We start from the raw sequence: 20,930 nt of genomic DNA, 5'->3' as shown, positions 1-20,930 counted from the left end.
CTGTTGATTTTATTGTTAAAAACCTTTTGCTTTCGGGCATTGGGCAACTTGAGTAACCTGTATCTTTATGTGCGTTAAAAACCCATTTCTAATGTTCAGAAACCTTATAATAACTGCGATCTTCGTAGTTGTTTCGCTTTCAGCCTACTCTCAGCAAACCGAAATATTCACCAACGATCTCGAAACCTATAGCAAGGCAGTTGAACTGTACAACAATGAGCAATTCCTGGCAGCTCAAACCTTGTTCGACCGGGTGAAACGGGAGGCTACAGATGAGACCATTCAGGGAGATTGTGCTTACTACATCGCAAATTGCGCCGTACGCTTAAACCAGCAGAATGCCGATGCACTTATGGAGGATTTTGTTTCTGAATTCCCTACCAGTATCAAACGAAACGATGCCTACATCAACGTGGCGAATTACTACTTCGATAACGGCAAATACTCCTACGCCAGGAAATGGTATGACAAAGTGGATGAAACCGGTCTTGGTAGGAGTGAACGCGAACGATTCAATTTCAACAATGGCTATGCTTTTTTCAGAAATAAACGTTATTCAGAAGCAAGTAAATACTTCAACCGGGTGAGTGATTCACCTACCTATGGCGCCCAGGCCAAATATTACCTGGGTTTCATCGCCTATGAAGGTGACGAATACGAAGAGGCAACCGAACTCTTTGAATCAGTCCAGGGCGAGGAGCGCTATGCGGAAGATTTATCCTACTATCAGGCTGATATGAATTTTAAACTGGGGAATTTTCAGAAGGCGATCGATATGGGATTGGAGCAATTCGATAATTCCAGCCCGAAAGAAAAAAGCGAACTTGCCAAGATCATAGGCGAAAGTTATTTCAATCTCGAGAAATACGCCGAGGCCATTGGGTATTTGAGTCAGTACAATGGAAAGCGCGGCAAATGGACCAATACCGACTACTACCAATTGGGCTACGCCTATTACAAACAGGGGGATTTTCAAAATGCGATTGGAGAGTTCAACAAGATCATAGACGGGAACAACGCCGTGTCTCAAAATGCCTATTATCACCTGGCAGAGAGTTACCTTAAGCTGGATAAGAAACAACAAGCTCTAAATGCTTTCAGAAATGCTTCGGAAATGGATTTCAGCCCGGAAATCCGTGAAGATGCCTGGCTCAATTACGCTAAACTTAGCTACGAGATCGGGAACAGCTACGAACCGGTTCCGCAGGTATTATTGTCGTTTATCGAAACCTATCCGGACAACAAGAACAACGAGGAATTGAGAGATCTGCTCATCGACTCCTATATCACTTCGAAGAATTACAAGGAAGCCGTTCGACTGCTGGAGGATAACAAATCATTCGAAAACAAACTTGCCTACCAGAAAGTAACTTTCCTTCGCGGACTCGAATTGTATAACGATGGTAGTTACGATGAGGCAGTAGCTTTGTTTGACAAGTCCCTGAAAGAGCCAAGAGATGCTGCATACACGGCTAGAGCCGTTTACTGGAAAGCGGAAAGCGACTATAATCGTTCAGAATTCGACCAGGCACTTGTGGGCTACAAGCAGTTTCTGCAGTTGCCACAGGCGGAAACTACCCCGGAATTCAAGAACAGTAAGTATAACCTCGGGTATAATTATTTTAAACTGAAGAATTACCCGGACGCTATTACCTACTTCAAAGGATTTGTAGAGTCGGCAACTTCCGATGCGGCCAGGAAACAAGATGCCTACCTTAGACTGGGCGACAGCTATTTTGTTACCAGCCAATATTGGCCTGCCATGGAAAACTACAACCAGGCGATCACTCTTGGAACTCCGGACGAAGACTATGCGGCTTTTCAAAAAGCCATCAGCTACGGATTTGTAGATCGGGTCAACCAAAAACTCGAAGGACTGGAATCCTTCAACCAAAACTTTCCGAAGTCCATTTACAAGGATGACGCACTGTATGAATTGGGGAACACTTATGTTGCTCTAGAAAAGAATGATGATGCCATCCGGACCTACGATAAACTCGTTACCGAGATCCCGAAAAGTAGCTATGTTTCTCGGGCGTTGATGAAAAAGGCCCTGATATTTGACAACACCGGCCGAAGCAATGATGCACTTTCTATCTTTAAAAGAGTGGCCAATGACTTTCCGGGCTCAGATGAATCGCTGCAGGCGGTTGCATCTGCCAAGCTGATCTATATCGATCAGGGTCGTGTTAGTGAATATGCCGATTGGGTTAGAGGCCTTAGTTATGTTGAGGTAGAGGATGCCGAATTGGACGATGCCACCTATGCTGCTGCCGAGCAACCTTACCTGGAAAACAAGCTCAAGCAGGCACGCGGGCGCTTCGAAGAATATGTATCAGAATTTCCAAACGGTCGCCATGCCCTGAAGGCGAATTTCTACCTTGCTCAGATCTATTTCGGTGAAAGTAATGGAGTGGAAGCGATTCCGCATTATCAATATGTGGTGGACCGTGAACGAACCGAATTCACGGAACAGGCGCTCGCGAGAATTTCAGAAATATTCCTTGCAAAGAAAGATTATGAAAGCGCGATTAACTATCTGAAACGATTGGAAGTAGAAGCCGATTTCCCACAGAATATTGTATTCGCACAGACCAATAGCATGAAAGCCAGCTATGAGCTGGAAAACTACGCGGATGCTGTGACTTATGCTGAAAAGGTACTTGCGCTGGAAAAGATCGACAATTCGATCAAGAGTGATGCCCAGGTGGTCATCGCCCGTTCTGCTATGGAAACAGGTGAGGAAGAAAAAGCCAGGATCGCATACACGGAGGTTGCTAAGATTGCAACCGGGCAGTTGGCAGCCGAAGCGCTTTATTTCGATGCCTATTTCAAAAACAAAGAAGGTGATCATGAAGGGTCTAATGCTTCAGTTCAGAAGTTGGCAAGGGATTATTCCGGGTACAAGGAATTTGGAGCCAAAGGACTTGTGCTTATGGCCAAAAACTTCTATGCCCTGGACGATGCCTATCAGGCTACTTACATACTGGAAAGCGTGATCACGAATTTTACGGATTACCCGGATATTGTGGAAGAAGCCAAGGCAGAATTGTCCATCATCAAAGCTGCTGAGTCCAAGACAAATGCTTCCATAGAGACAGAACAGAATTAAGATCATCAATCAAAATTCAATCACAATCATGACAATGTTAAAAGACATTTTCTCCAAACTATTTGCCATGTTCCTCGGTTCACAATCCTATAGCGAACGACTAATCAGGATCGTAATCGTGATCACCCTCTTATTGCTATGTGTTACCATAGCTTCTGCCCAGGAGGATAATCTGGGAACCGAAGTGGTGAACATCGTGAAGCCTTATACTCCGTCAATTTCGGATGCATTTAAGGTAAAAGAAACCCCAGTGCTGAACGATTCCGTGAACACCACCAAGAAGAAAGTGGAGTACCAGATCTTTTCGGTTCCTGTTGCATCAACCTTCACCCCGGCTAAGGGTCAGGCAACGTCAGTTGAAAAGGCAAAACCAATTCGGCAGTACGATAATTACGCTACGTTAGGATTCGGGAATTACACATCGATCCTGGCCGAACTGTACAGTAATTTCCAGATAAGCCGGACGGATAACGCCGGATTCTTCCTCAGGCATAATTCATCCCAGGGAGGGATAGATGATGTGCGAATAGAAAACAAGTATTATGATACCCGCCTGGATGGTAATTATACGAGCAGGCAGAAAGACATTACTTATTCAGCCGACGCGGGGATCGAGCATCAGCTAGTTAATTGGTACGGCCTTCCGGTTTATTTCGATGCGCTTTCAGAAGAATTTATAAATGGTATTGACGCTCAGCAAACCTATTTCGGAGGCTACGTAGGAGGGAGCCTCGCACTTCAGGATTCATTCTTTGAAAAAGCCACAGCCAACCTCCGCTTCTTTACGGACTCTTATTCTTCTTCGGAATTCAATTTCTCTGCTCAACCAGAGTTTTCTTTCCCCTTGACCCAGTTCATTTTGAAGGTGGACGGAGATGTAAATTACCTGTCCGGTAGCTTTGATCGGGGCTTGTTCGGCACAAGTGGGACGAGCTATAGCTACCTGAATGCAGGCGTTAGCCCGTCACTGGTGTACGTTGATGAAGATCTTACGCTTTCCCTGGGAGTGGCTGGTTATGTTGGACTTGACACAGAAAATAGCGAATCCAACTTCTTTATTTACCCTCGCATTGCGGCTTCCTATCGATTGGTGGATGAATTGCTAATAGTTTATGGTGGTGCGGATGGAGGACTTCGTCAAAATACCTATTATAGCTTCGTGGAAGAGAATCCGTTCGTATCACCTACCTTACAGATCATGCCCACCAGTGAATTGTACAACGCCTTTGGAGGTTTAAAAGGGAAGCTTTCGAATTCGGTTGGTTACAATGTGAGAGCGTCCTACGGAAAGGAAGAGAATAAACCACTTTTTCAAGCGAATCCGGTGATCGATGTCGCTCCTTCGGAAGGTTATGAATACGGAAATTCGTTTGGCCTGGTGTACGATGATGTGAATACACTTGCGGTCTTCGGAGAATTAAAAGTTGAGGTGAATGATTCCTTCGCTTTGGGTATCAATGCCGAATATTTTAGCTATTCCATGACCAACGAACCTGAAGCCTGGAACCTTCCCGATCTGAAAGCCACCCTCTTTACAAATTTTGATATTACAGATGAGATCTATGCCGGTGCATCCATTTTCTATGTGGGTGAACGAAGCATTCTTTTTACGGGTGACATTGGTATTTTCGGCGATGGTATGGTGGAATTCAGAACGCTGGACAGTTTTATAGACGCTAACGTTCACATTGGGTACAGGGTAAATGAGCGACTATCGATCTTTGCCAAAGGAAGTAACCTTGTAGGAGAGAATTATGAGAGATGGCAGCATTTCCCTGTGCAAGGTATCCAGGGGCTGGTAGGCGCTACCTATAAGTTTGATTGGCAGTAATTTTTTCTATCTTTCGGGTATGAAATATATACCCTCACTACTGCTTATTGTTTGTTGTTTATTCTCTTGTTCTTCGGAAAAGATTCCGGCAGATCTACTAGTTACCAATGCAACTGTTTATACCATTGACGATTCCTTTGGAATGGCTGAAGCCTTCGTCGTTAAAGACGGGAAGATCCTCGAAACAGGAACGGCAAATTCACTTTCAGAAAAATACAAACCAACCGAAACCTTCGATGCCGACGGAAATGTGGTCCTTCCCGGACTGATTGACGCCCACGCTCATCTACTCAACCTCGGTGTAACACTTCAACAAGTTAATCTGGTGGGAACCAAAAGTTACCGGGAAGTTTTGGAAAGGGTAGTCCAATTTCAGAATGAAAAAAAATCTGAATTCATTTTGGGTCGCGGATGGGATCAAAATGATTGGGAGGTGAAAGAATTTCCAACCAAAAAAGAACTGGATTCACTGTTTCCCGATACCCCGGTCGCGCTTAGAAGGATAGACGGTCATGCAATGCTGTGTAATTCCAAGGCACTGGAAATGGCGGGAATTACTTCAGAAACAAAAATGCCGGGTGGAGAAGTAATCGTTGATAACGGAGAGCCTACTGGAGTACTTATCGATGCCGCCATGCGACCTGTTGGTGAAATTATTCCGGAAGAAGACGCTGAGTTCTATGCAAAAGCTTTTACGGATGCGGAAAACATCTGCTTTTCGCACGGACTTACTACTGTGAATGATGCAGGTTTATCTCGTGAAGCAATAGAGTTGCTCGACAGCCTGCAACAAACGGATGAAATGAAAATAAGAGTCTATGCAATGGCGGCTAATTATCCGGAGAACCTGGATCATTTTCTTTCAAATGGTATTGTAAAAACAGAACGGCTGAATGTCCGCAGTGTAAAGGTGTACGCCGACGGTGCGCTTGGCTCAAGGGGAGCCGCTATGAAAGCACCGTATAGCGATCAGGCGGGTCATTTCGGACTAATGATCACTACCGAAGCTCAATTGGATTCCCTGGCGCAGCGAATAGCCGCAGCTGGTTACCAGATGAACACACACGCTATCGGAGATTCGGCTAATGTAGCTGTCTTAAGATCCTATTCCAAAGCACTGGAAGGTAAAACCGATGCTCGCTGGAAAGTAGAGCATGCACAGGTGATTGATCTGCCTGACTTCGATTATTTCTCTATGAATATTATTCCTTCTGTTCAGCCTACTCATGCCACCAGTGACATGTACTGGGCCGAAGACCGGGTAGGGCCGGACCGAATTAAAGGCGCGTACGCTTTCAAAACCTTACTCAACCAGGCAGGGATCGTTGCTTTGGGAACAGACTTCCCGGTTGAGAAAGTAAACCCAATGCATACGTTTTACGCTGCTGTAGCACGAAAGGATCTGGATAATTACCCGGAGGGTGGCTATCGCATGGAGGAAGCCCTTAGCAGGCAGGAAGCGCTGAAAGGGATGACCATTTGGGCTGCCTTTTCCAACTTCGAAGAGAAGGAAAAGGGTAGTATCGAAGTAGGGAAATTCGCCGATTTCGTGGTTCTCGATCGTGACATCATGAAAGTTCAGGAAGACTCAATTCCAGGAACTAAAGTACTGGCGACCTTTGTTAATGGGGAGAAGGTGTTTGGAGTTGATTAGGCAAATGTCTGGTTGAGGAATCAAGTTCCAAAGCTAAACTTTCAAATAACAAATAAATTCCAAACTTCAAATTCCAATTATGAATTCTTTCTTTATTGGATATTGAGATTTATTTGTCTTTTGAGGATTGTCTTTTGTGATTTGTTTATGGTAGACAATAAGCAGTGTTCAGTAAGCAGTTTTCAGTGAGCAGTAAGCAGTGTCGAATAAACGCATCAACAAATAATCGCATCAACATTTCTGCATACTAACAATCCAAAATACTAAATCACTTTCCCCCTTTAGCCTGAAGATCCTCGATGCAGAGTGGGTCCAGGGCGGGAATATCGGCTACGGTTGGATTGGCAATTGTAGGAGGTATGGTACTTGCGAAGTACATCAGGCAACCTTCTACCATACAGTGCTTTGAACTGTCCGGATCAAGGTGTCCCGTAGGATGAATATCGTCCCCGGAAATGTCAACCAGCCCTAAAATATGCCCGAATTCATGACGAAGCGTAGTCGCTTCCATCAGGAACAGGTCCTGGTCGAGGCTTTGCAGTGTTTCCTGGTAGATAACTATGGAGGTGTTCTGATACGCAGAACCTAAAGTAACCGTGGTTTGTGTATCATTGGATGAATTACCGTTGGCAAAGAAAACATATACTGCAATGGTATTGTCATTTGTATATCGGGTACGCACATTACTTTCAATATCCCTTATCTCAGATATGCTGTAGGGCTCTCCCGTAGGTGGGTCGATCATAGTTTCAATAATGCTGATACCACCGGGTTTGTTAAGGCGCTGATTCAGGAAAGTACGAAAAGTATCCAGCGATAGTTGCTTTGGTCTGAATCCATTGGAATAGACTATTTCCACAACAAGTCTGTCATAAATATCATCGGAGAGCAAGTCTTCTGCAGATTCCCCTAATGCTTTTAAATTCTCGGCCCTTTGATTGTTTACTTGATCGGAATCATCCTCTTTACAGCCTGAGAACAGGGCCAGAGAGAGAAAACATAGCAACAGGTAAATTCGGAAATTCTTCATGGTCGTACCTAACAATTTTTAACAAACATAACCTTTAAATGGGCATTTTAAAAATCGACTTTCAGATTTAACGGATTTTTATAGGATTTGTTTCCTTTTGAATTACAGCTTTTGTTTATCAGAGAGTAAGCCGAGCCAGATAATCGAAGTTTTCGCCTCGCACAACGATCTCGAATTCGAAACCGGCTTGAGTCGTATACTCTTCGAGCAGGCGTTCATCAAGGTACAGCCAGGGAAATGGTGGGGTGGATTGCCCTTTATAACTGATGATAAAGTCGAGTTCGCCGTAGTAGCGATCAGCCGGCACCCAAATAGCCCCTTCTTCAGTTCGATCGTACATATACTGCAAGTCACTGCCATCCACCAGGACTTGTCCTCCCGGTTTCAGGAGGGATTTCAGGTGTTTCAGATAATTGGGAACAAATTCCAACCTGGCAAAAATCCCGGTCCCATTCATAAGAAGTAAAATAGTGTCGAAGGGGCCGCCTTCGAATTCAAGTAGTCTTACGTTTTCAGTCTTGCGAATACCACGATCCCTGCTAACCTCAATTGCTCCCGGTGATTCATCGATCGCCGTAACCTTAAGCCCTTTTTTTTGAAGGTAAAGACCATGATTTCCAGCGCCGCAGCCAACCTCCAGAATATCCCCACGACTTTCATCCAGGGCTGTCTGCTCGATCTCCGGCATTTCCTCGTAGCTTCTGAAAAGATAGGGTAGCGGCATCTCGTCCGGTTCCGAAATTGAGGTTTCCGTCCGTAGATCTTCGGTATAATTACCCCTGTGATAATCCAGTAATGCCTGGCCAAAAATATCGTCCATTTGCCTATTTTTGAAGAATGGAAGAGATTCTGAAACAACTCCCGCAGCGGGCCAAAGATAATCATAATGCCAACAAGAAGTTCTTTGCAAAGCTGAAGAAGAAACCTCCGAAACAGCTGGATAGCCTAATGCAGGAACTGCACGATGAGGAATTCCGCAGGACCGACTGCCTGGACTGTGCCAATTGTTGCAAAACTACGGGTCCCTTGTTTACAGATCGCGATATCGGACGCATCTCGAAACATTTCAGGATTAAACCACAGAAATTCATCGAGACCTATCTTCGAATCGATGAGGATAATGATTATGTGCTACAGTCCGTTCCCTGCACTTTCCTGGGGGCCGATAATTACTGTAGTATTTATGATGTGCGCCCTAAGGCGTGTCGGGAATTTCCGCATACCGACCGAAAGAAATTTCAGCAGATCTCTACTTTGACGTTAAAGAACGTGGCTATCTGCCCGGCGGCATTCAATATAGTAGAGGAGATGAAAAGAAGAATTCCTTAGGAATCACTTATACAGCATATACTGCTTTCGCATCAGGTGATAATTGGTTAGGCCTTCCACCCAGGTATCCCGGATCTCATCAACAGATTTTCCTGCTTCGATCATTTTCTGCAACTCTGCAGTTCCCGCGTGGGCAGTGAAATTCGCAGTGTTGAAGAAGTTGTCTTTGTCCTGGTGATTTTGATAGGCTTCCATGATCCACGAAAGATCCACTTTTTCCAGTCGGGGAGTGTTTCTCAGGTCGAGTCCGTTGCATTCAACACCCTTGTGCTTGGGGTATTTAGATCCGAAATTCGGCATGGGCGTATACTGAAGAGGATACAGTTCCTCCGGCAGATTCGGTGACCCGAAGATCTGAAATTGCATCTCCGTCCCACGGCCGGCGTTCAAGTTCGTTCCTTCGAGCAATCCAAGGCTGGGATACAGGTTGATGGCTACATCATTTGGTAGGTTAGGAGAGGGCCGTACGGGCAGAGAATAGAGCATATGATGTGAATAGTTCTCCATCATTACCACTTCGAGGTCGCATTTCACAGAATTGGCAAGCCAACTTTCACCGTTGATCATCCTGGCGTATTCTCCTATCGTCATACCGTGTACAAGCGGAACCGGGTGCATACCAAGGAAACTTGTGTGCTCGACTTCCATCATCGGGCCGTCGATGTAATTTCCGTTCGGGTTTGGTCTGTCCATCACAACCACCTTGATGTTATTTTCGGCTGCAGCCTCCATGATGTAATGCAGGGTGGAGATGTAAGTGTAGAAGCGCACTCCCACGTCCTGTATATCGAAAACCAGGACATCTAAACCTTTCACTTGTTCCTCGGTTGGTTTCTTGTTTTTGCCGTGCAGGGATACTATCGGCAAACCCGTATTGGTATCAACACCGTCCTCAACCAATTCTCCTGCATCGGCTTCACCGCGAAAGCCATGCTCTGGCGAAAAGACCTTTTTCACATCTATTCCTTTCCGAAGTAAAAAATCCACCAGGTGCATTTCCACGTTGATCTCGAATCGAGAACTATCTGGTTCGGAACGGTAAGTGACGAGTGATGTTTGGTTGGCCACTACTCCTACTTTTTTATTGCGCAGCAGGTTCTCATAGGCATCGAAGCGTTGAGCCCCAACCACGACATGCTGATTATTACCGCTTTCTTTTTTCTTCTGAAGTCCGTTTATGGAGACCGCGTCGTGGATGACAATATCATTGGATTTTTCATCGTTCTCCTTCCCGGAACCACTTCCGCAGGAAAAACAGACAAGAACAAATAGGAATAGTGTATTTTTGAAGTAGGTAAATCGCATTAGAGACCCGTGAATTTCGAATTCTTTATCGCCCGACGCATAATCGCGTCCAAGGATCATAAAAGTAGCATTTCGGCTCCAATAATAAAAATAGCTATTACGGCTATTGCTATAGGTGTGATCATGATGCTGATCTCTATTGCGACCGGTGTGGGACTTCAGAAAAAGATAAGAGACAAAGTATCCGCCTTCAACGGGGATATCATCATTTCAAATTTCGACACCAACTTCTCTAACGACTCCCAAAATCCGATCTCCACAAAGCAGGAATTCTATCCTGAATTTAAGCTGGTTGAAGGTATAGAACACATACAGGTCACCGCCCTGAAAGGTGGTGTGATACGAACCGCGACCGACTTCGAAGGGGTGGTGGTAAAAGGCGTGGGCAATGATTATCGCTGGACGAGTTTTGAGGAATACCTGGTGGAGGGACGGTTGCCGGTTTTTTCAGGTGACCTCAATTCTGAAGCACTCATTTCTGAATATCTGGTAAATCGACTCGGACTAAAATTGGGCGATCGCATCGTCACCTTATTCATGAATACCGACAGCTCCAAACTACCTCGAAGCAGGGGGTTTGAAATCGTTGGAATTTACAATAGCGGGTTTCAACAATTTGACGAGCAGTACCTGATTGCAGACATCAGGCATATCCAGCGTTTGAACCGCTGGGAAGACGACCAGGTGGGAGCTTTCGAATTGTTTGTTACAGACTTCGACGATATCGAGGCCATAGGAAATCAGGTTTACATGGAGACGGCCAGTACTATGGACACACAGACGATCCGGCAGAAGTACGGATCAATTTTTGAATGGTTGGATTTGTTCGATTTTAATATATATCTCATCATAGGAATTATGATCTTGGTGGCGGGTATCAATATGATCACGGCACTATTGGTGCTGATCCTGGAACGGACTCAAATGATCGGTATACTGAAGGCTCTTGGTAGTAATGACTGGAGCGTTCGCAAGGTGTTTATTTATAATGCAATGTACCTGATATTTCTTGGATTGTTCTTCGGAAATGTTATTGGATTAGGACTATTACTTATCCAGAAGTATTTTAAAGTTATCCCGTTGCCTCCGGAAACCTATTACGTAACAGAAGCCCCGGTGTACCTGGATGTGGGTTATGTATTACTTCTGAATGCGGGTACTTTCCTCCTGTGTTTATTGATGTTGCTCATACCTTCATGGATCATAACTCGAATATCTCCGGTTAAGGCTATTAGATTTGAATAAGGAATAACTTGCGCAAACTAAGGTGAAAACGTACTTTTGCGCCGCTTTAGTTAGATATGGAATACGCAGAGAACATTTTAGATACCATTGGGAATACACCCCTGGTAAAAATTAATCATCTGGCCAAGGAATTGCCTTGCCTGGTCTTGGCAAAATATGAGACCTTCAATCCTGGTAACTCGGTAAAGGACCGAATGGCATTACAAATGGTACTTGACGCCGAGGCCGATGGCCGTTTACAACCCGGAGGCACCATCATAGAAGGTACCTCAGGAAATACCGGAATGGGACTTGCGCTTGCTGCTGTTGTGAAAGGCTATAAATGCATTTTCGTGACCACTGATAAGCAGTCTAAGGAAAAGGTAGATGTTCTCAAAGCTATGGGAGCCGAGGTTATCGTTTGCCCTACAGATGTGGCCCCGGACGATCCCAGATCGTATTATTCGGTGTCTAGGCGATTGGGTGATGAGACGCCTAACAGCTGGTATGTGAACCAGTATGACAACCCAAGCAATTGTAAGGCTCATTTTCAATCTACTGGACCTGAGATTTGGGAGCAAACGGACGGTAAGGTGACTCATTTCATTGTAGGAGTGGGCACCGGAGGAACTATTTCCGGTGTGGGTAGTTACTTAAAAATGAAGAATCCTAACGTGAAAGTTTGGGGAGTAGATACCTACGGAAGTGTATTCAAGAAGTATCACGAGACCGGTATTTTCGATGAGAATGAGATCTATCCTTATATCACTGAAGGAATAGGAGAAGATATACTTCCGAAGAACGTTAACTTCAATATTATCGACGGTTTTACCAAAGTTACCGACAAAGATGCTGCGATCTACACTCAGATGCTTGCCCGAATAGAAGGAATGTTTCTTGGTAATTCGGCAGGGGCGGCCATGAAAGGGGTGCTTCAGCTGAAAGAACACTTCAACGAAGACGATGTGGTAGTGGTACTTTTCCACGATCACGGAAGCCGGTATGTTGGTAAGATGTTCAACGACGAATGGATGCGTAAGCAGGGATTTATTGATTAATTCCGAAGAAAAAAACTTAGAAGAATCCTGCTTTACGGCGGGATTTTTTATTTTTGAATACTTCAGTTCTCCACTTCCCGCAGATTCAGCATATTTTGAAAGAAGAATTCCTGCAATATGTGTGGAAGTTCCGGAAATTCGACACCTCCGATCTACGTACAACTCTTGGCGATAGTGTTGAGGTTATAACACCCGGACTACACAATCTCGATTCGGGTCCTGATTTCTTTAATGGCGCGGTCCGAATTGGCGATCAGCAATGGGCCGGTAACATTGAGGTACATATTTTATCCTCGCTTTGGTATGCCCATGAGCATCAGGACGATCCTGCTTACGATAATGTGGTACTTCACGTTGTATGGCTGTATGACCGTCCCGTCTTCCGAAGGGACAATACAGAAATACCAACCATCGAATTGCAGAACAGGGTGCCGGCACTGGCGATTTCGAATTATCAACGACTTTATTCAGGAATGCATCGTTGGATTCCCTGTGAAGCTGATTTTTCCGGGGTGGATGATTTCATCTACAAGAATTGGCTCGACGCGCTTTTTATTGAGCGTATGGAACAGCGAACTGACCGTTATGTCAAGGTGCTGCATAAGTTAAAGAACGACTGGGAAGCTTTGTTGTTTCGCGAGTTGTGTGTGTCCTTCGGAACGAGGGTAAATAAGGACTCCTTCATAAGTATTGCAGACTCGGTAGACTTCTCACTAGTTCGCAAACTGGCTCGAGAAAATGGTCAGCTTGAAGTTATGTTATTGGGTCAGGCCTTATTGCTCGAAGATGACTCCAGGGATGAAGGATACTTAAAATTCAGGAATGATTATTTGTTTCTGAAACGAAAATTCAGACTAAATAATTCAGGGGTCATCCTTCCGAAATTCTTTCGGCTACGTCCTAATAATTTTCCAACGATCCGACTATCGCAGTTAGCCGATTTGTATGAAAAACGTCCGCGATTGTTTTCGGATATTCTCGACGCAGAAACCTTAGAAGAATACTATAAATTATTCGATGCGACGGTGAGTACGTATTGGGAGCAGCACTTTACCTTCGGAAAAGAACACAAGAGTAAATCGAAACCAATAAGTGCGAAATTCAAGGATCACCTGCTGATCAATGTGGTGATGCCTTTGAAGTTTTACTACTTGAGAGAGATGGGATCTTCTAATGATGAGGAGCTGCTCTCGCTGGCGGAGCGATTACCTCCAGAGAAGAACCGAATTATTTCAAATTTCGAACGGTTGGGTAGAAGAACGGGGAATATGCTGGAAAGCCAAGGGTTACTTCAGTTAAAGAATGAATATTGTACTAAAAAAAGATGTTTGAGATGCAGGATAGGGAATGAGGTGTTGGGAAAATAATTGTAGCTTCCTAAACATAGATGAAATGAGTAAAAAGTAGTATTTTGCACCTATGTTGCAACTGGTTTATAAGATCAGACACTACCTCGAACGACATGGCTACTACGTTTGTGCTAGACTGGCCGATCGTCTGGGGATGCGGGCCAAAAGTGTCCGTCTTTTTTTTATTTACGTGTCTTTTGCCACTGCGGGAGTTGGGTTTGCAATATACCTCACTCTTGCGTTTTGGTTGCGACTAAAGGACCTGGTATACACAAAAAGAACTTCAGTATTTGATTTATGAAACGACTCTTCAGATCTGAAATATTTGGTGCGCTTTTCCTGGTACTGTGTGTGTTCCTTGCGGGAGTTTTAGGATTCAGATTCTTCTCCGATTATAGCTGGATCGATTCCATCTACATGACCATCATTACTATTACTACAGTTGGTTATGGCGAAGTACATCCTTTAAGCCCGAATGAAAAGATATTCGCGAGCCTGCTGATTATCTTCGCGATTTTCGTGGTGGGTTATGCAATCAAAGTAATTTCGGAATATATTTTAAGTCAGAATAATATTGGTAACTATAGACTCAGGCGAGTTAGAAAATCTATTGAACATATGGAGGGACATGTTATTGTTTGTGGCTACGGCAGAAATGGAAAACAAGCCACGGAAAAGTTACGGGACTATAACGAGAAGTTTGTGGTGATAGAGATGGGCGAGGATACAATTATGAATGCTCGAGATGAAGATGTTTTGTTTGTTCATGGGAATGCCGTTGATGATGATACGCTAATTGAAGCAGGAATAATGAGAGCTTCCACACTTATTTGTGCCCTGCCAAGTGATGCGGATAATTTGTTCATCGTGTTATCGGCAAGGCAGATAAACCCTGATCTCAAGATCATCAGCCGGGCAACTGAAGAAACCAGTTTCCAAAAATTGAAGTTAGCCGGAGCGGACAATGTGATCCTTCCCGACAAGATTGGTGGGGACCACATGGCGAACCTGGTTGTAACACCGGATCTGGTTGAGTTCTTAGATAATCTATCGGTATCAGGCGAGAAGGACAGTATTAACGTTGAACAAGTTTCTTTCGAAAAAGTGTGTCCGGAAGGAGAAGAGAAATCCATCCGAGAACTGGACATTCGCAGGAAGACAGGATGCTCTGTAATCGGTTATAAAGATGCCAATGGGGAATACATAGTGAACCCTGAACCAACCCTGAAAGTGGAGCGCGATTCCAAGATTATTTTAATTGGACGTCCCGATCAAATCCGCAACCTGAAAGAACTTTACGACGTATAAGTACTCCTTATCTTTTTAACGGCTAAAATTTGATAACGGCTAAATTTTTTAGCATCTTGCCTAGCTGAAAAGCCAATTCTAACTAAAAAACCAATCATGAAGAAACTTCTTCCTTCACTATTTTCCCTATTAATTCCATTTATTTCGTTCGCTCAGGAGACTGAAACGGCAGCTGAAGAGGTAGGATTCGATCAAAAGATCGACCAGGCATTTCAGCCGGTATCCGATTTCTTTACCCAGGTAGTATTCTTTGAGATCGGAGGTATACCATTTGTGTTAATACTATTAGTAGCGAGTGCAGCTTTCTTCACACTTGTATTTGGTTTTCCGAACATCAGATTCTTTGGAAAGGCGATCAATACAGTACGCGGTAAGTACGACGAGATCGACCATCATGAGTTAGGGGATGCAGCTGCAGCAGTTGATGGTGACATCCGAGATACCATTCGGGATGAAAGTAAAGAAGGAGAAGTAAGTCACTTCCAGGCACTGGCCACAGCAGTTTCCGGAACCGTTGGTAACGGGAATATCGCGGGTGTGGCATTAGCTATTGCTCTCGGTGGTCCGGGTGCGACATTCTGGATGATAGTTTGTGGACTTCTCGGTATGTCTACCAAGTTCGTTGAGTGTACGCTTGGGGTTCAGTATAGGGATGTGGACGAGAACGGTACCGTTTATGGCGGACCTATGTATTACTTGTCGAAAGGTTTGAAAGAGCGTGGTTTCAAAGTGCTCGGGAAAATAACTGCTGTATTATTCGCGATCTTCTGTATTGGAGGGTCTTTTGGTGGTGGAAATGCGGCCCAATCGAACCAGGCAACCATAGTAATAAAAGAGTTGTTTAATTGGGAGAGTACGGGTGCCGGAACACTTGTTGGAGTTGTACTGGCCATCCTGGTAGGTGTCATAATAATTGGAGGTATAAAGAGAATTGCATCTGTAACGGAGAAGATCGTTCCGTTTATGGCTGTACTCTATGTACTTTGTTGCCTTTATATTATTGGAAGTAACTTCTCATTTGTGGACGATGCTTTTGCATTGATCTTTACGGAAGCTTTTAATCCAAAAGCAATTGGTGTTGGAAGTGTTATAGGTGTCCTTCTTGTAGGATTCCAACGTGCGGCATTCTCCAACGAAGCGGGTGCAGGATCTGCTTCTATTGCACACTCCGCGGTTAGAACAAATTATTCTGCCAGTGAAGGACTGGTAGCACTACTGGAGCCATTTATCGATACAGTAGTGATCTGTACCATGACCGCCCTTGTAATCATTATCTTTAATTTCGGTGGTTTCTTTGAATATGGTGACGCTACCGGAGCAGGTGTAGTGATCATCGACGGAATGGAATATGAGGGAGCCGGTATTACGTCTAAAGCATTTGCAGAGTACATTCCATACTCAAAAATATTCCTTACGGTCGCCGTGGTACTTTTTGCGGTATCCACTATGATCTCTTGGTCCTACTATGGATTGCAGTCGTGGAAATATCTCTTCGGAAGAGGAAAGAAAATGGATCTGATCTACAAAGTACTGTTCTGTGTCTTCGTAGTTATTGGAGCTGCTGCAAGTATGGACTCTATCTGGGCCTTCTCAGATGCCATGATATTTGCGATGGTATTCCCGAACATGATAGGACTCTACTTCCTGTTTCCGGTTGTAAAGAAACAACTGCGCAGGTACCTGGATGCCATAAAGATGGCCAGGTAATTCGGACTAAAACATAAAAATTTCTAACTCCCCGCTTACATCGAGGAGTTATGAAAATAAACAAATCCCATTTCACTTTTGACCGCGGTCAGCGAAATGGGATTCTTTTTTTATTGGGGGTCATTCTACTAGTTGTTGGGTTGAAAATATACTTCCGCAGCAAGACTAAAGCCCAGGAATTCAAACTTAGTTCTGCTGAGGTTGATTTACTTCGGGAGGAAATGGATTCGCTCAAAAGGATCAAGGCTGATCAAAGTGCGAGGCCTAACTACAAGTTCAATCCAAATTTTATTTCTGAATACAAAGCATATACGCTGGGCCTGTCTGCCAAAGAATATCTTAAACTGAAGTCATATCGGGATGAGGGTAAATGGATCAATTCGGTGACCGATTTCAAGAAGGTTACGGGTGTTTCAGATTCTTTGCTGAAAGTGATCAGTGCGGATTTTAAGTTTCCGGATTGGGTGAATAATCGCAAAACTTTCAGTAATTCAAAACCTAAGAGCTTTTCAGCCTTACCGACGCACCTGAAAAAAGATCTGAATACAGCAACAGCGGAGGAACTCAGGCAGGTACCCGGAATTGGCGCAGTGCTTTCGGAACGAATTATCAGTTATCGGGAAAAGCTTGGTGGCTTTTCGGTAAATGAGCAATTATTTGCGGTTTACGGATTGAGCGATGAGGTGATCGATCGCATCGGAATGCGATTTTCCGTAAAGGGGGTGAAAGAAATGGAGCGCTATAATATCAATACAGCTTCAGCTTCGGATATAGCGACCCTGCCGGGTATTTCATTCGAACTGGCAAGAGAGATCTGGAGCTTTGTGCGAGTGCGGGAAGGCATTAAAGACCTTGATGAATTAACAAAAATTGAAGAAATCACACCTGCCAAATTACGCCTAATTAAGTTATATTTGTCTACTGAATAAATTGAGATATTCTCAAACTTCAGAGTCTTAATTTCGGCTTTATTCCGAATTTGATAATAATTCAAGGAGTTACATGAACGAATTATATTTTACCGAGGAACACGAGTTTTTCAGAAAGAGTTTTCGAGATTTTCTTCAGAAAGAAGTTGTACCGCATATCGAGAAGTGGGAGAAGACCGGTCATATCGAACGCTTTATCTGGGAGAAGATGGGGGAGATGGGTTACTTCGGAATATCATACCCCGAAAAATACGGAGGGCTCGACCTTGATATCTTCTACCTGGTAATTTACCTGGAGGAGATGCAGCGAATCAATTCAGGAGGCTTTGCTGCGGCTATGTGGGTGCACCCGTACCTGGCCATGTCGCATCTCAATGCTGAAGGTTCCGAAGAAATTAAACAGAAGTACCTCGTGCCTAGTATCACGGGAGAACTAATAGGATGTCTTTGTATTTCCGAACCTTTCGCCGGAAGTGATGTAAGTGGTATGCGTACTACTGCCGTTAAAGAAGGTGATGAATACGTTCTCAATGGTTCGAAAACATTTATTACCAATGGGGTGTACAGTGATTATCTTATAGTTTCGGCTAAAACGCATCCCGAATTAGGAAGCAAGGGGATCAGTATGTTTGTGATAGACAGAGCTACACCTGGGGTCTCGGCTACCAAGCTGGATAAATTGGGCTGGAGAGCAAGTGATACTGGAGAGATTGCATTCGATAATGTTCGGATCCCGGCCAGTAACCTCCTTGGAGAAGAGAAGATGGGATTTGCCTATCTCATGCAACATCTTGCGCTGGAGCGTCTTGTGATGGCTATCAATGCACATGCCCGGAGTGAGTGGGCCATTGAGTATAGCATTCAGTATATGAAAGATCGAACGGCCTTCGGTAAATCGCTCGATAAGTTCCAGGCACTTCGTCATAAAGTAGCGGAAATGTCCAGTGAGGTTGAAATGTGTAAGGCTTTCAACTATACAACTGCATATCGACTTGGAAAGAAGGAATATGTAGTGAAAGAAGCCAGTATGGCAAAATTGGTCTCAACCCGTGTGGCAGACCAGGTTGCTTACGATTGTCTTCAGCTATTAGGGGGCTATGGATATATTGAAGAATATCCTTTGGCACGAAATCTGAGAGATAGCAGGCTGGGACCCATTGGAGGAGGGACTTCAGAAATACTAAAAGAGATCATTGCCAAGATGGTGATAGACGGTAAGGAATATAAGCCCGCCACCTGATTGGACAGTCGATCTTCAGCAATAAGTCTTATATTTCCGGTTCCAAATAATGTGAACTTAATTTTAAACGAATGAGCTATCGTAAGCTATTATTTTCATTGTGTTTGATTTGGATCGTCGGGAATACGGGGATCGCCCAAACCGAGATAAAAAGCAAAGTAACCGACTTTCTTACCTACCTACCCATAGAGAACGCCAGTGTATACATCAAGAATACAACTATTGGGGTTATCACTAATGTGGATGGTAAATTTCTCCTCAACGTTCCGCAAGAACACGTGAATGACACCCTTATAATTTCTTCTATTGGATATGAGAGTTATAAAAGTGTGATCAGTGAATTTAAAGAGGAAGAGGTTTTCCTTGAAGAAGATATCGCATCCCTGGATGAGGTGGTAGTGGTTGCTGAAACCAGGCCCAAGACAGGGAATGACATTATGTTGAGAGCTTTGGAAGAGTTGCCCGAGAACTTGCCGGACAGCGCTTACATTCAGAAGGGATTTCTTCGGCATAAGGAGCGGAACAAGAAACAGTACAAATGGCTTATCGAAAGTGCAATTACGGTGTACGACTCCAGTTACGAGAGTGGTTCGCGAAAGAACCTCAGGATCAACGTAGATGAAACTAGAAAGAGTTACGATCTGCGAGAGGTAGATAGTCTATTTACTTATGCTTCTTACTTAAAGAGCCGGGGGATGGATATCAATGCCAGGTCTCAGAAGCTAAGAAGAGATACCATAAGAACAGCTTCACTGGTCAACGCCATCAAATGGAACGATACCCGGGTGAACGGCTTGGAGAACCTGTTTAAAGGAAAGCTCAATATGATTCGCAATGCGAATATGAAAAAAGCATTGTTGGGTGAAGATCTATTGGAAAGGCATCAGTTCGAGCTAGATACTATTCTAGTAGACGACGGAAGGAAGATCTACAAGATCAGGATCTTCGAAGGAAAAGAATTTGTTGGTTTGAATACGCCCGGAATCTACAATGAAGGATTTGAAGGCAGGGGCTGGATCTATATATATTATGATAATTATGCCATAAAGCGATTGGAATACGAGCTAGTGGCAGCATCGGATGCTCAGAAAAGAAGAAGTAAGAGTCTTTTTGGTACCCAGGTGAATCACAAACTTGTGATTTCCTATAAAGAATACGGGGACCGTATGTATCCCAACTATTTCTATTATGAAACACCAAAGTTGGTGAAGATAGGTGATAGATCATCAGATCGGGAACGGAACGAAGAAGAGAGAGGTGTTGATAAGGACGAGCAGTACTACTACACCACTCAGGAAATATTATTTACGGAGATCATTCAGGATCCGGATGCGATTGCCAAGGCCTTGAAAAAGAAATGGTCTTCGGACATATTCTCGTCCCGGCCTTACAACGAGGATTTCTGGGAAAATTACAACGTATTACTGGAAAGCGAGGAAGAGGATCAGTTGATCCAGGATCTCACAAGGCGAGCTACCTTGTTCAAACAATAGTAAAATAACTCTATAATCTTTCTTCAGATATCTAAAAAATCTAATTATATTTGCCGTCCTAAAGAGAGGAGGTGATGACACTATGTTAATTATACCAGTAAAAGACGGAGAAAATATCGATAGAGCTCTAAAGCGATTCAAAAGAAAATTTGATCGTACAGGAACTATGCGTCAGCTACGTAAGCGTCAGCAGTTTACTAAGCCTTCAGTAAAGCGCAGAGCGCAGATCCAAAAAGCTCAGTACATTCAGAATCTTAGAGATCAGGAAGAGATCTAGAAAAGATCAAAATAATTCAAGGCCGCCGGTAGTTATATAATTACCGGCGGTTTTTTTATTGTACAAAGTCGTATTTTAGAAGCA

17 protein-coding genes are annotated in these 20,930 nt (G+C 44.0%); 14 read left to right on the top strand and 3 right to left on the bottom strand.

Features of this window, described 5'->3' with window-relative positions:
• The first annotated feature begins 91 nt into the window (after nt 1–91).
• Genes J1N09_RS12640 through J1N09_RS12630 form a run of 3 tightly spaced genes read left to right on the top strand, consistent with a single transcriptional unit; the run spans nt 92 to nt 6,597 of the window.
• Entirely contained in the window at nt 92–3,112 is a 3,021-nt protein-coding gene (locus J1N09_RS12640; protein WP_265200596.1) for a tetratricopeptide repeat protein, read from the top strand.
• A 34-nt stretch (nt 3,113–3,146) separates the two neighbouring features.
• The gene (locus J1N09_RS12635) at nt 3,147–4,943 is read left to right on the top strand and encodes a TonB-dependent receptor (protein ID WP_265200595.1); all 1,797 of its coding nucleotides are present in this window, start codon (nt 3,147–3,149) and stop codon (nt 4,941–4,943) included.
• A gap of 19 nt (nt 4,944–4,962) precedes the next feature.
• The gene (locus tag J1N09_RS12630; RefSeq protein ID WP_265200594.1) at nt 4,963–6,597 is read left to right on the top strand and encodes an amidohydrolase; all 1,635 of its coding nucleotides are present in this window, start codon (nt 4,963–4,965) and stop codon (nt 6,595–6,597) included.
• Between the two features lie 268 nt (nt 6,598–6,865).
• Here the strand turns inward: J1N09_RS12630 and J1N09_RS12625 are convergent, their stop codons facing one another.
• Nucleotides 6,866–7,627, bottom strand: coding sequence for a membrane metalloprotease (locus J1N09_RS12625; RefSeq protein WP_265200593.1), 762 nt, complete (start codon nt 7,625–7,627; stop codon nt 6,866–6,868).
• 118 nt (nt 7,628–7,745) lie between these two features.
• Nucleotides 7,746–8,447 carry a class I SAM-dependent methyltransferase gene (locus J1N09_RS12620; RefSeq protein WP_265200592.1) on the bottom strand — a complete coding sequence of 234 codons (702 nt, stop codon included), beginning with the start codon at nt 8,445–8,447 and terminating at the stop codon, nt 7,746–7,748.
• 17 nt (nt 8,448–8,464) lie between these two features.
• On the opposite strand from J1N09_RS12620, the gene J1N09_RS12615 reads away from it, so the two are divergent.
• Nucleotides 8,465–8,956, top strand: a complete 492-nt coding sequence (locus J1N09_RS12615) for a YkgJ family cysteine cluster protein (protein WP_265200591.1) — start codon at nt 8,465–8,467, stop codon at nt 8,954–8,956.
• A 3-nt stretch (nt 8,957–8,959) separates the two neighbouring features.
• On the opposite strand, the gene J1N09_RS12610 is transcribed toward J1N09_RS12615, so the two are convergent.
• On the bottom strand, nt 8,960–10,321 hold the full coding sequence (locus J1N09_RS12610; protein ID WP_265200590.1) for a DUF1343 domain-containing protein: 1,362 nt from the start codon (nt 10,319–10,321) through the stop codon (nt 8,960–8,962).
• Between J1N09_RS12610 and J1N09_RS12605 the strand changes: the two genes are divergently transcribed.
• The 10 genes from J1N09_RS12605 to rpsU all read left to right on the top strand — a co-directional run bounded on the left by J1N09_RS12605 (nt 10,271) and on the right by rpsU (nt 20,846).
• Nucleotides 10,271–11,506: an ABC transporter permease gene (locus J1N09_RS12605; RefSeq protein ID WP_265200589.1), complete on the top strand. Its 1,236-nt coding sequence runs from the start codon at nt 10,271–10,273 to the stop codon at nt 11,504–11,506. The two genes, J1N09_RS12610 and J1N09_RS12605, sit on opposite strands and share 51 nt — an antisense overlap.
• Before the next feature lie 56 nt (nt 11,507–11,562).
• Nucleotides 11,563–12,543: a PLP-dependent cysteine synthase family protein gene (locus tag J1N09_RS12600; protein ID WP_265200588.1), complete on the top strand. Its 981-nt coding sequence runs from the start codon at nt 11,563–11,565 to the stop codon at nt 12,541–12,543.
• 95 nt (nt 12,544–12,638) lie between these two features.
• A complete protein-coding gene (locus J1N09_RS12595; protein ID WP_265200587.1) occupies nt 12,639–13,910 on the top strand; it encodes a DUF2851 family protein in 1,272 nt (423 codons plus the stop codon).
• Nucleotides 13,911–13,962: 52 nt separating this feature from the next.
• Nucleotides 13,963–14,193 (top strand): PspC domain-containing protein, encoded by a 231-nt coding sequence (locus J1N09_RS12590; RefSeq protein ID WP_265200586.1) that lies wholly within the window; start codon nt 13,963–13,965, stop codon nt 14,191–14,193.
• Entirely contained in the window at nt 14,190–15,200 is a 1,011-nt protein-coding gene (locus J1N09_RS12585; RefSeq protein ID WP_265200585.1) for a potassium channel family protein, read from the top strand. The genes J1N09_RS12590 and J1N09_RS12585 overlap by 4 nt, the downstream gene beginning before the upstream one ends.
• Nucleotides 15,201–15,296: 96 nt before the next feature.
• Nucleotides 15,297–16,907 (top strand): alanine/glycine:cation symporter family protein, encoded by a 1,611-nt coding sequence (locus J1N09_RS12580; RefSeq protein WP_265200584.1) that lies wholly within the window; start codon nt 15,297–15,299, stop codon nt 16,905–16,907.
• Nucleotides 16,908–16,957: 50 nt separating this feature from the next.
• Nucleotides 16,958–17,836: a ComEA family DNA-binding protein gene (locus J1N09_RS12575; protein WP_265200583.1), complete on the top strand. Its 879-nt coding sequence runs from the start codon at nt 16,958–16,960 to the stop codon at nt 17,834–17,836.
• A 73-nt stretch (nt 17,837–17,909) separates the two neighbouring features.
• Complete coding sequence (locus J1N09_RS12570; protein ID WP_265200582.1) at nt 17,910–19,076, top strand: acyl-CoA dehydrogenase family protein; 1,167 nt, start codon at nt 17,910–17,912, stop codon at nt 19,074–19,076.
• A gap of 71 nt (nt 19,077–19,147) precedes the next feature.
• The gene (locus J1N09_RS12565; protein WP_265200581.1) at nt 19,148–20,569 is read left to right on the top strand and encodes a carboxypeptidase-like regulatory domain-containing protein; all 1,422 of its coding nucleotides are present in this window, start codon (nt 19,148–19,150) and stop codon (nt 20,567–20,569) included.
• 82 nt (nt 20,570–20,651) lie between these two features.
• Nucleotides 20,652–20,846 carry a 30S ribosomal protein S21 gene (gene rpsU, locus J1N09_RS12560; RefSeq protein WP_265200580.1) on the top strand — a complete coding sequence of 65 codons (195 nt, stop codon included), beginning with the start codon at nt 20,652–20,654 and terminating at the stop codon, nt 20,844–20,846.
• The last annotated feature ends 84 nt before the right edge of the window (nt 20,847–20,930 follow it).

This window comes from Aureitalea sp. L0-47 (assembly GCF_026126405.1).
In the GTDB taxonomy this organism is placed as follows: Bacteria; Bacteroidota; Bacteroidia; order Flavobacteriales; family Flavobacteriaceae; genus Pukyongia.
Note: the sequence above shows the minus strand (reverse complement) of the source record. Positions and strands in the feature narration are given on the sequence as shown.

Excerpts from the sequence above, each read along its gene's own strand:
- rpsU (WP_265200580.1), top strand. The coding sequence starts at position 20,652 with ATGTTAATTATACCAGTAAAAGACGGAGAAAATATCGATAGAGCTCTA.
- J1N09_RS12585 (WP_265200585.1), top strand. The coding sequence starts at position 14,190 with ATGAAACGACTCTTCAGATCTGAAATATTTGGTGCGCTTTTCCTGGTA.
- J1N09_RS12620 (WP_265200592.1), bottom strand. The coding sequence starts at position 8,447 with ATGGACGATATTTTTGGCCAGGCATTACTGGATTATCACAGGGGTAAT.
- J1N09_RS12570 (WP_265200582.1), top strand. The coding sequence starts at position 17,910 with ATGAACGAATTATATTTTACCGAGGAACACGAGTTTTTCAGAAAGAGT.
- J1N09_RS12610 (WP_265200590.1), bottom strand. The coding sequence starts at position 10,321 with ATGATCCTTGGACGCGATTATGCGTCGGGCGATAAAGAATTCGAAATT.
- J1N09_RS12630 (WP_265200594.1), top strand. The coding sequence starts at position 4,963 with ATGAAATATATACCCTCACTACTGCTTATTGTTTGTTGTTTATTCTCT.
- J1N09_RS12625 (WP_265200593.1), bottom strand. The coding sequence starts at position 7,627 with ATGAAGAATTTCCGAATTTACCTGTTGCTATGTTTTCTCTCTCTGGCC.
- J1N09_RS12640 (WP_265200596.1), top strand. The coding sequence starts at position 92 with ATGTTCAGAAACCTTATAATAACTGCGATCTTCGTAGTTGTTTCGCTT.
- J1N09_RS12575 (WP_265200583.1), top strand. The coding sequence starts at position 16,958 with ATGAAAATAAACAAATCCCATTTCACTTTTGACCGCGGTCAGCGAAAT.
- J1N09_RS12580 (WP_265200584.1), top strand. The coding sequence starts at position 15,297 with ATGAAGAAACTTCTTCCTTCACTATTTTCCCTATTAATTCCATTTATT.
- J1N09_RS12565 (WP_265200581.1), top strand. The coding sequence starts at position 19,148 with ATGAGCTATCGTAAGCTATTATTTTCATTGTGTTTGATTTGGATCGTC.
- J1N09_RS12635 (WP_265200595.1), top strand. The coding sequence starts at position 3,147 with ATGTTAAAAGACATTTTCTCCAAACTATTTGCCATGTTCCTCGGTTCA.
- J1N09_RS12600 (WP_265200588.1), top strand. The coding sequence starts at position 11,563 with ATGGAATACGCAGAGAACATTTTAGATACCATTGGGAATACACCCCTG.
- J1N09_RS12615 (WP_265200591.1), top strand. The coding sequence starts at position 8,465 with ATGGAAGAGATTCTGAAACAACTCCCGCAGCGGGCCAAAGATAATCAT.
- J1N09_RS12590 (WP_265200586.1), top strand. The coding sequence starts at position 13,963 with ATGTTGCAACTGGTTTATAAGATCAGACACTACCTCGAACGACATGGC.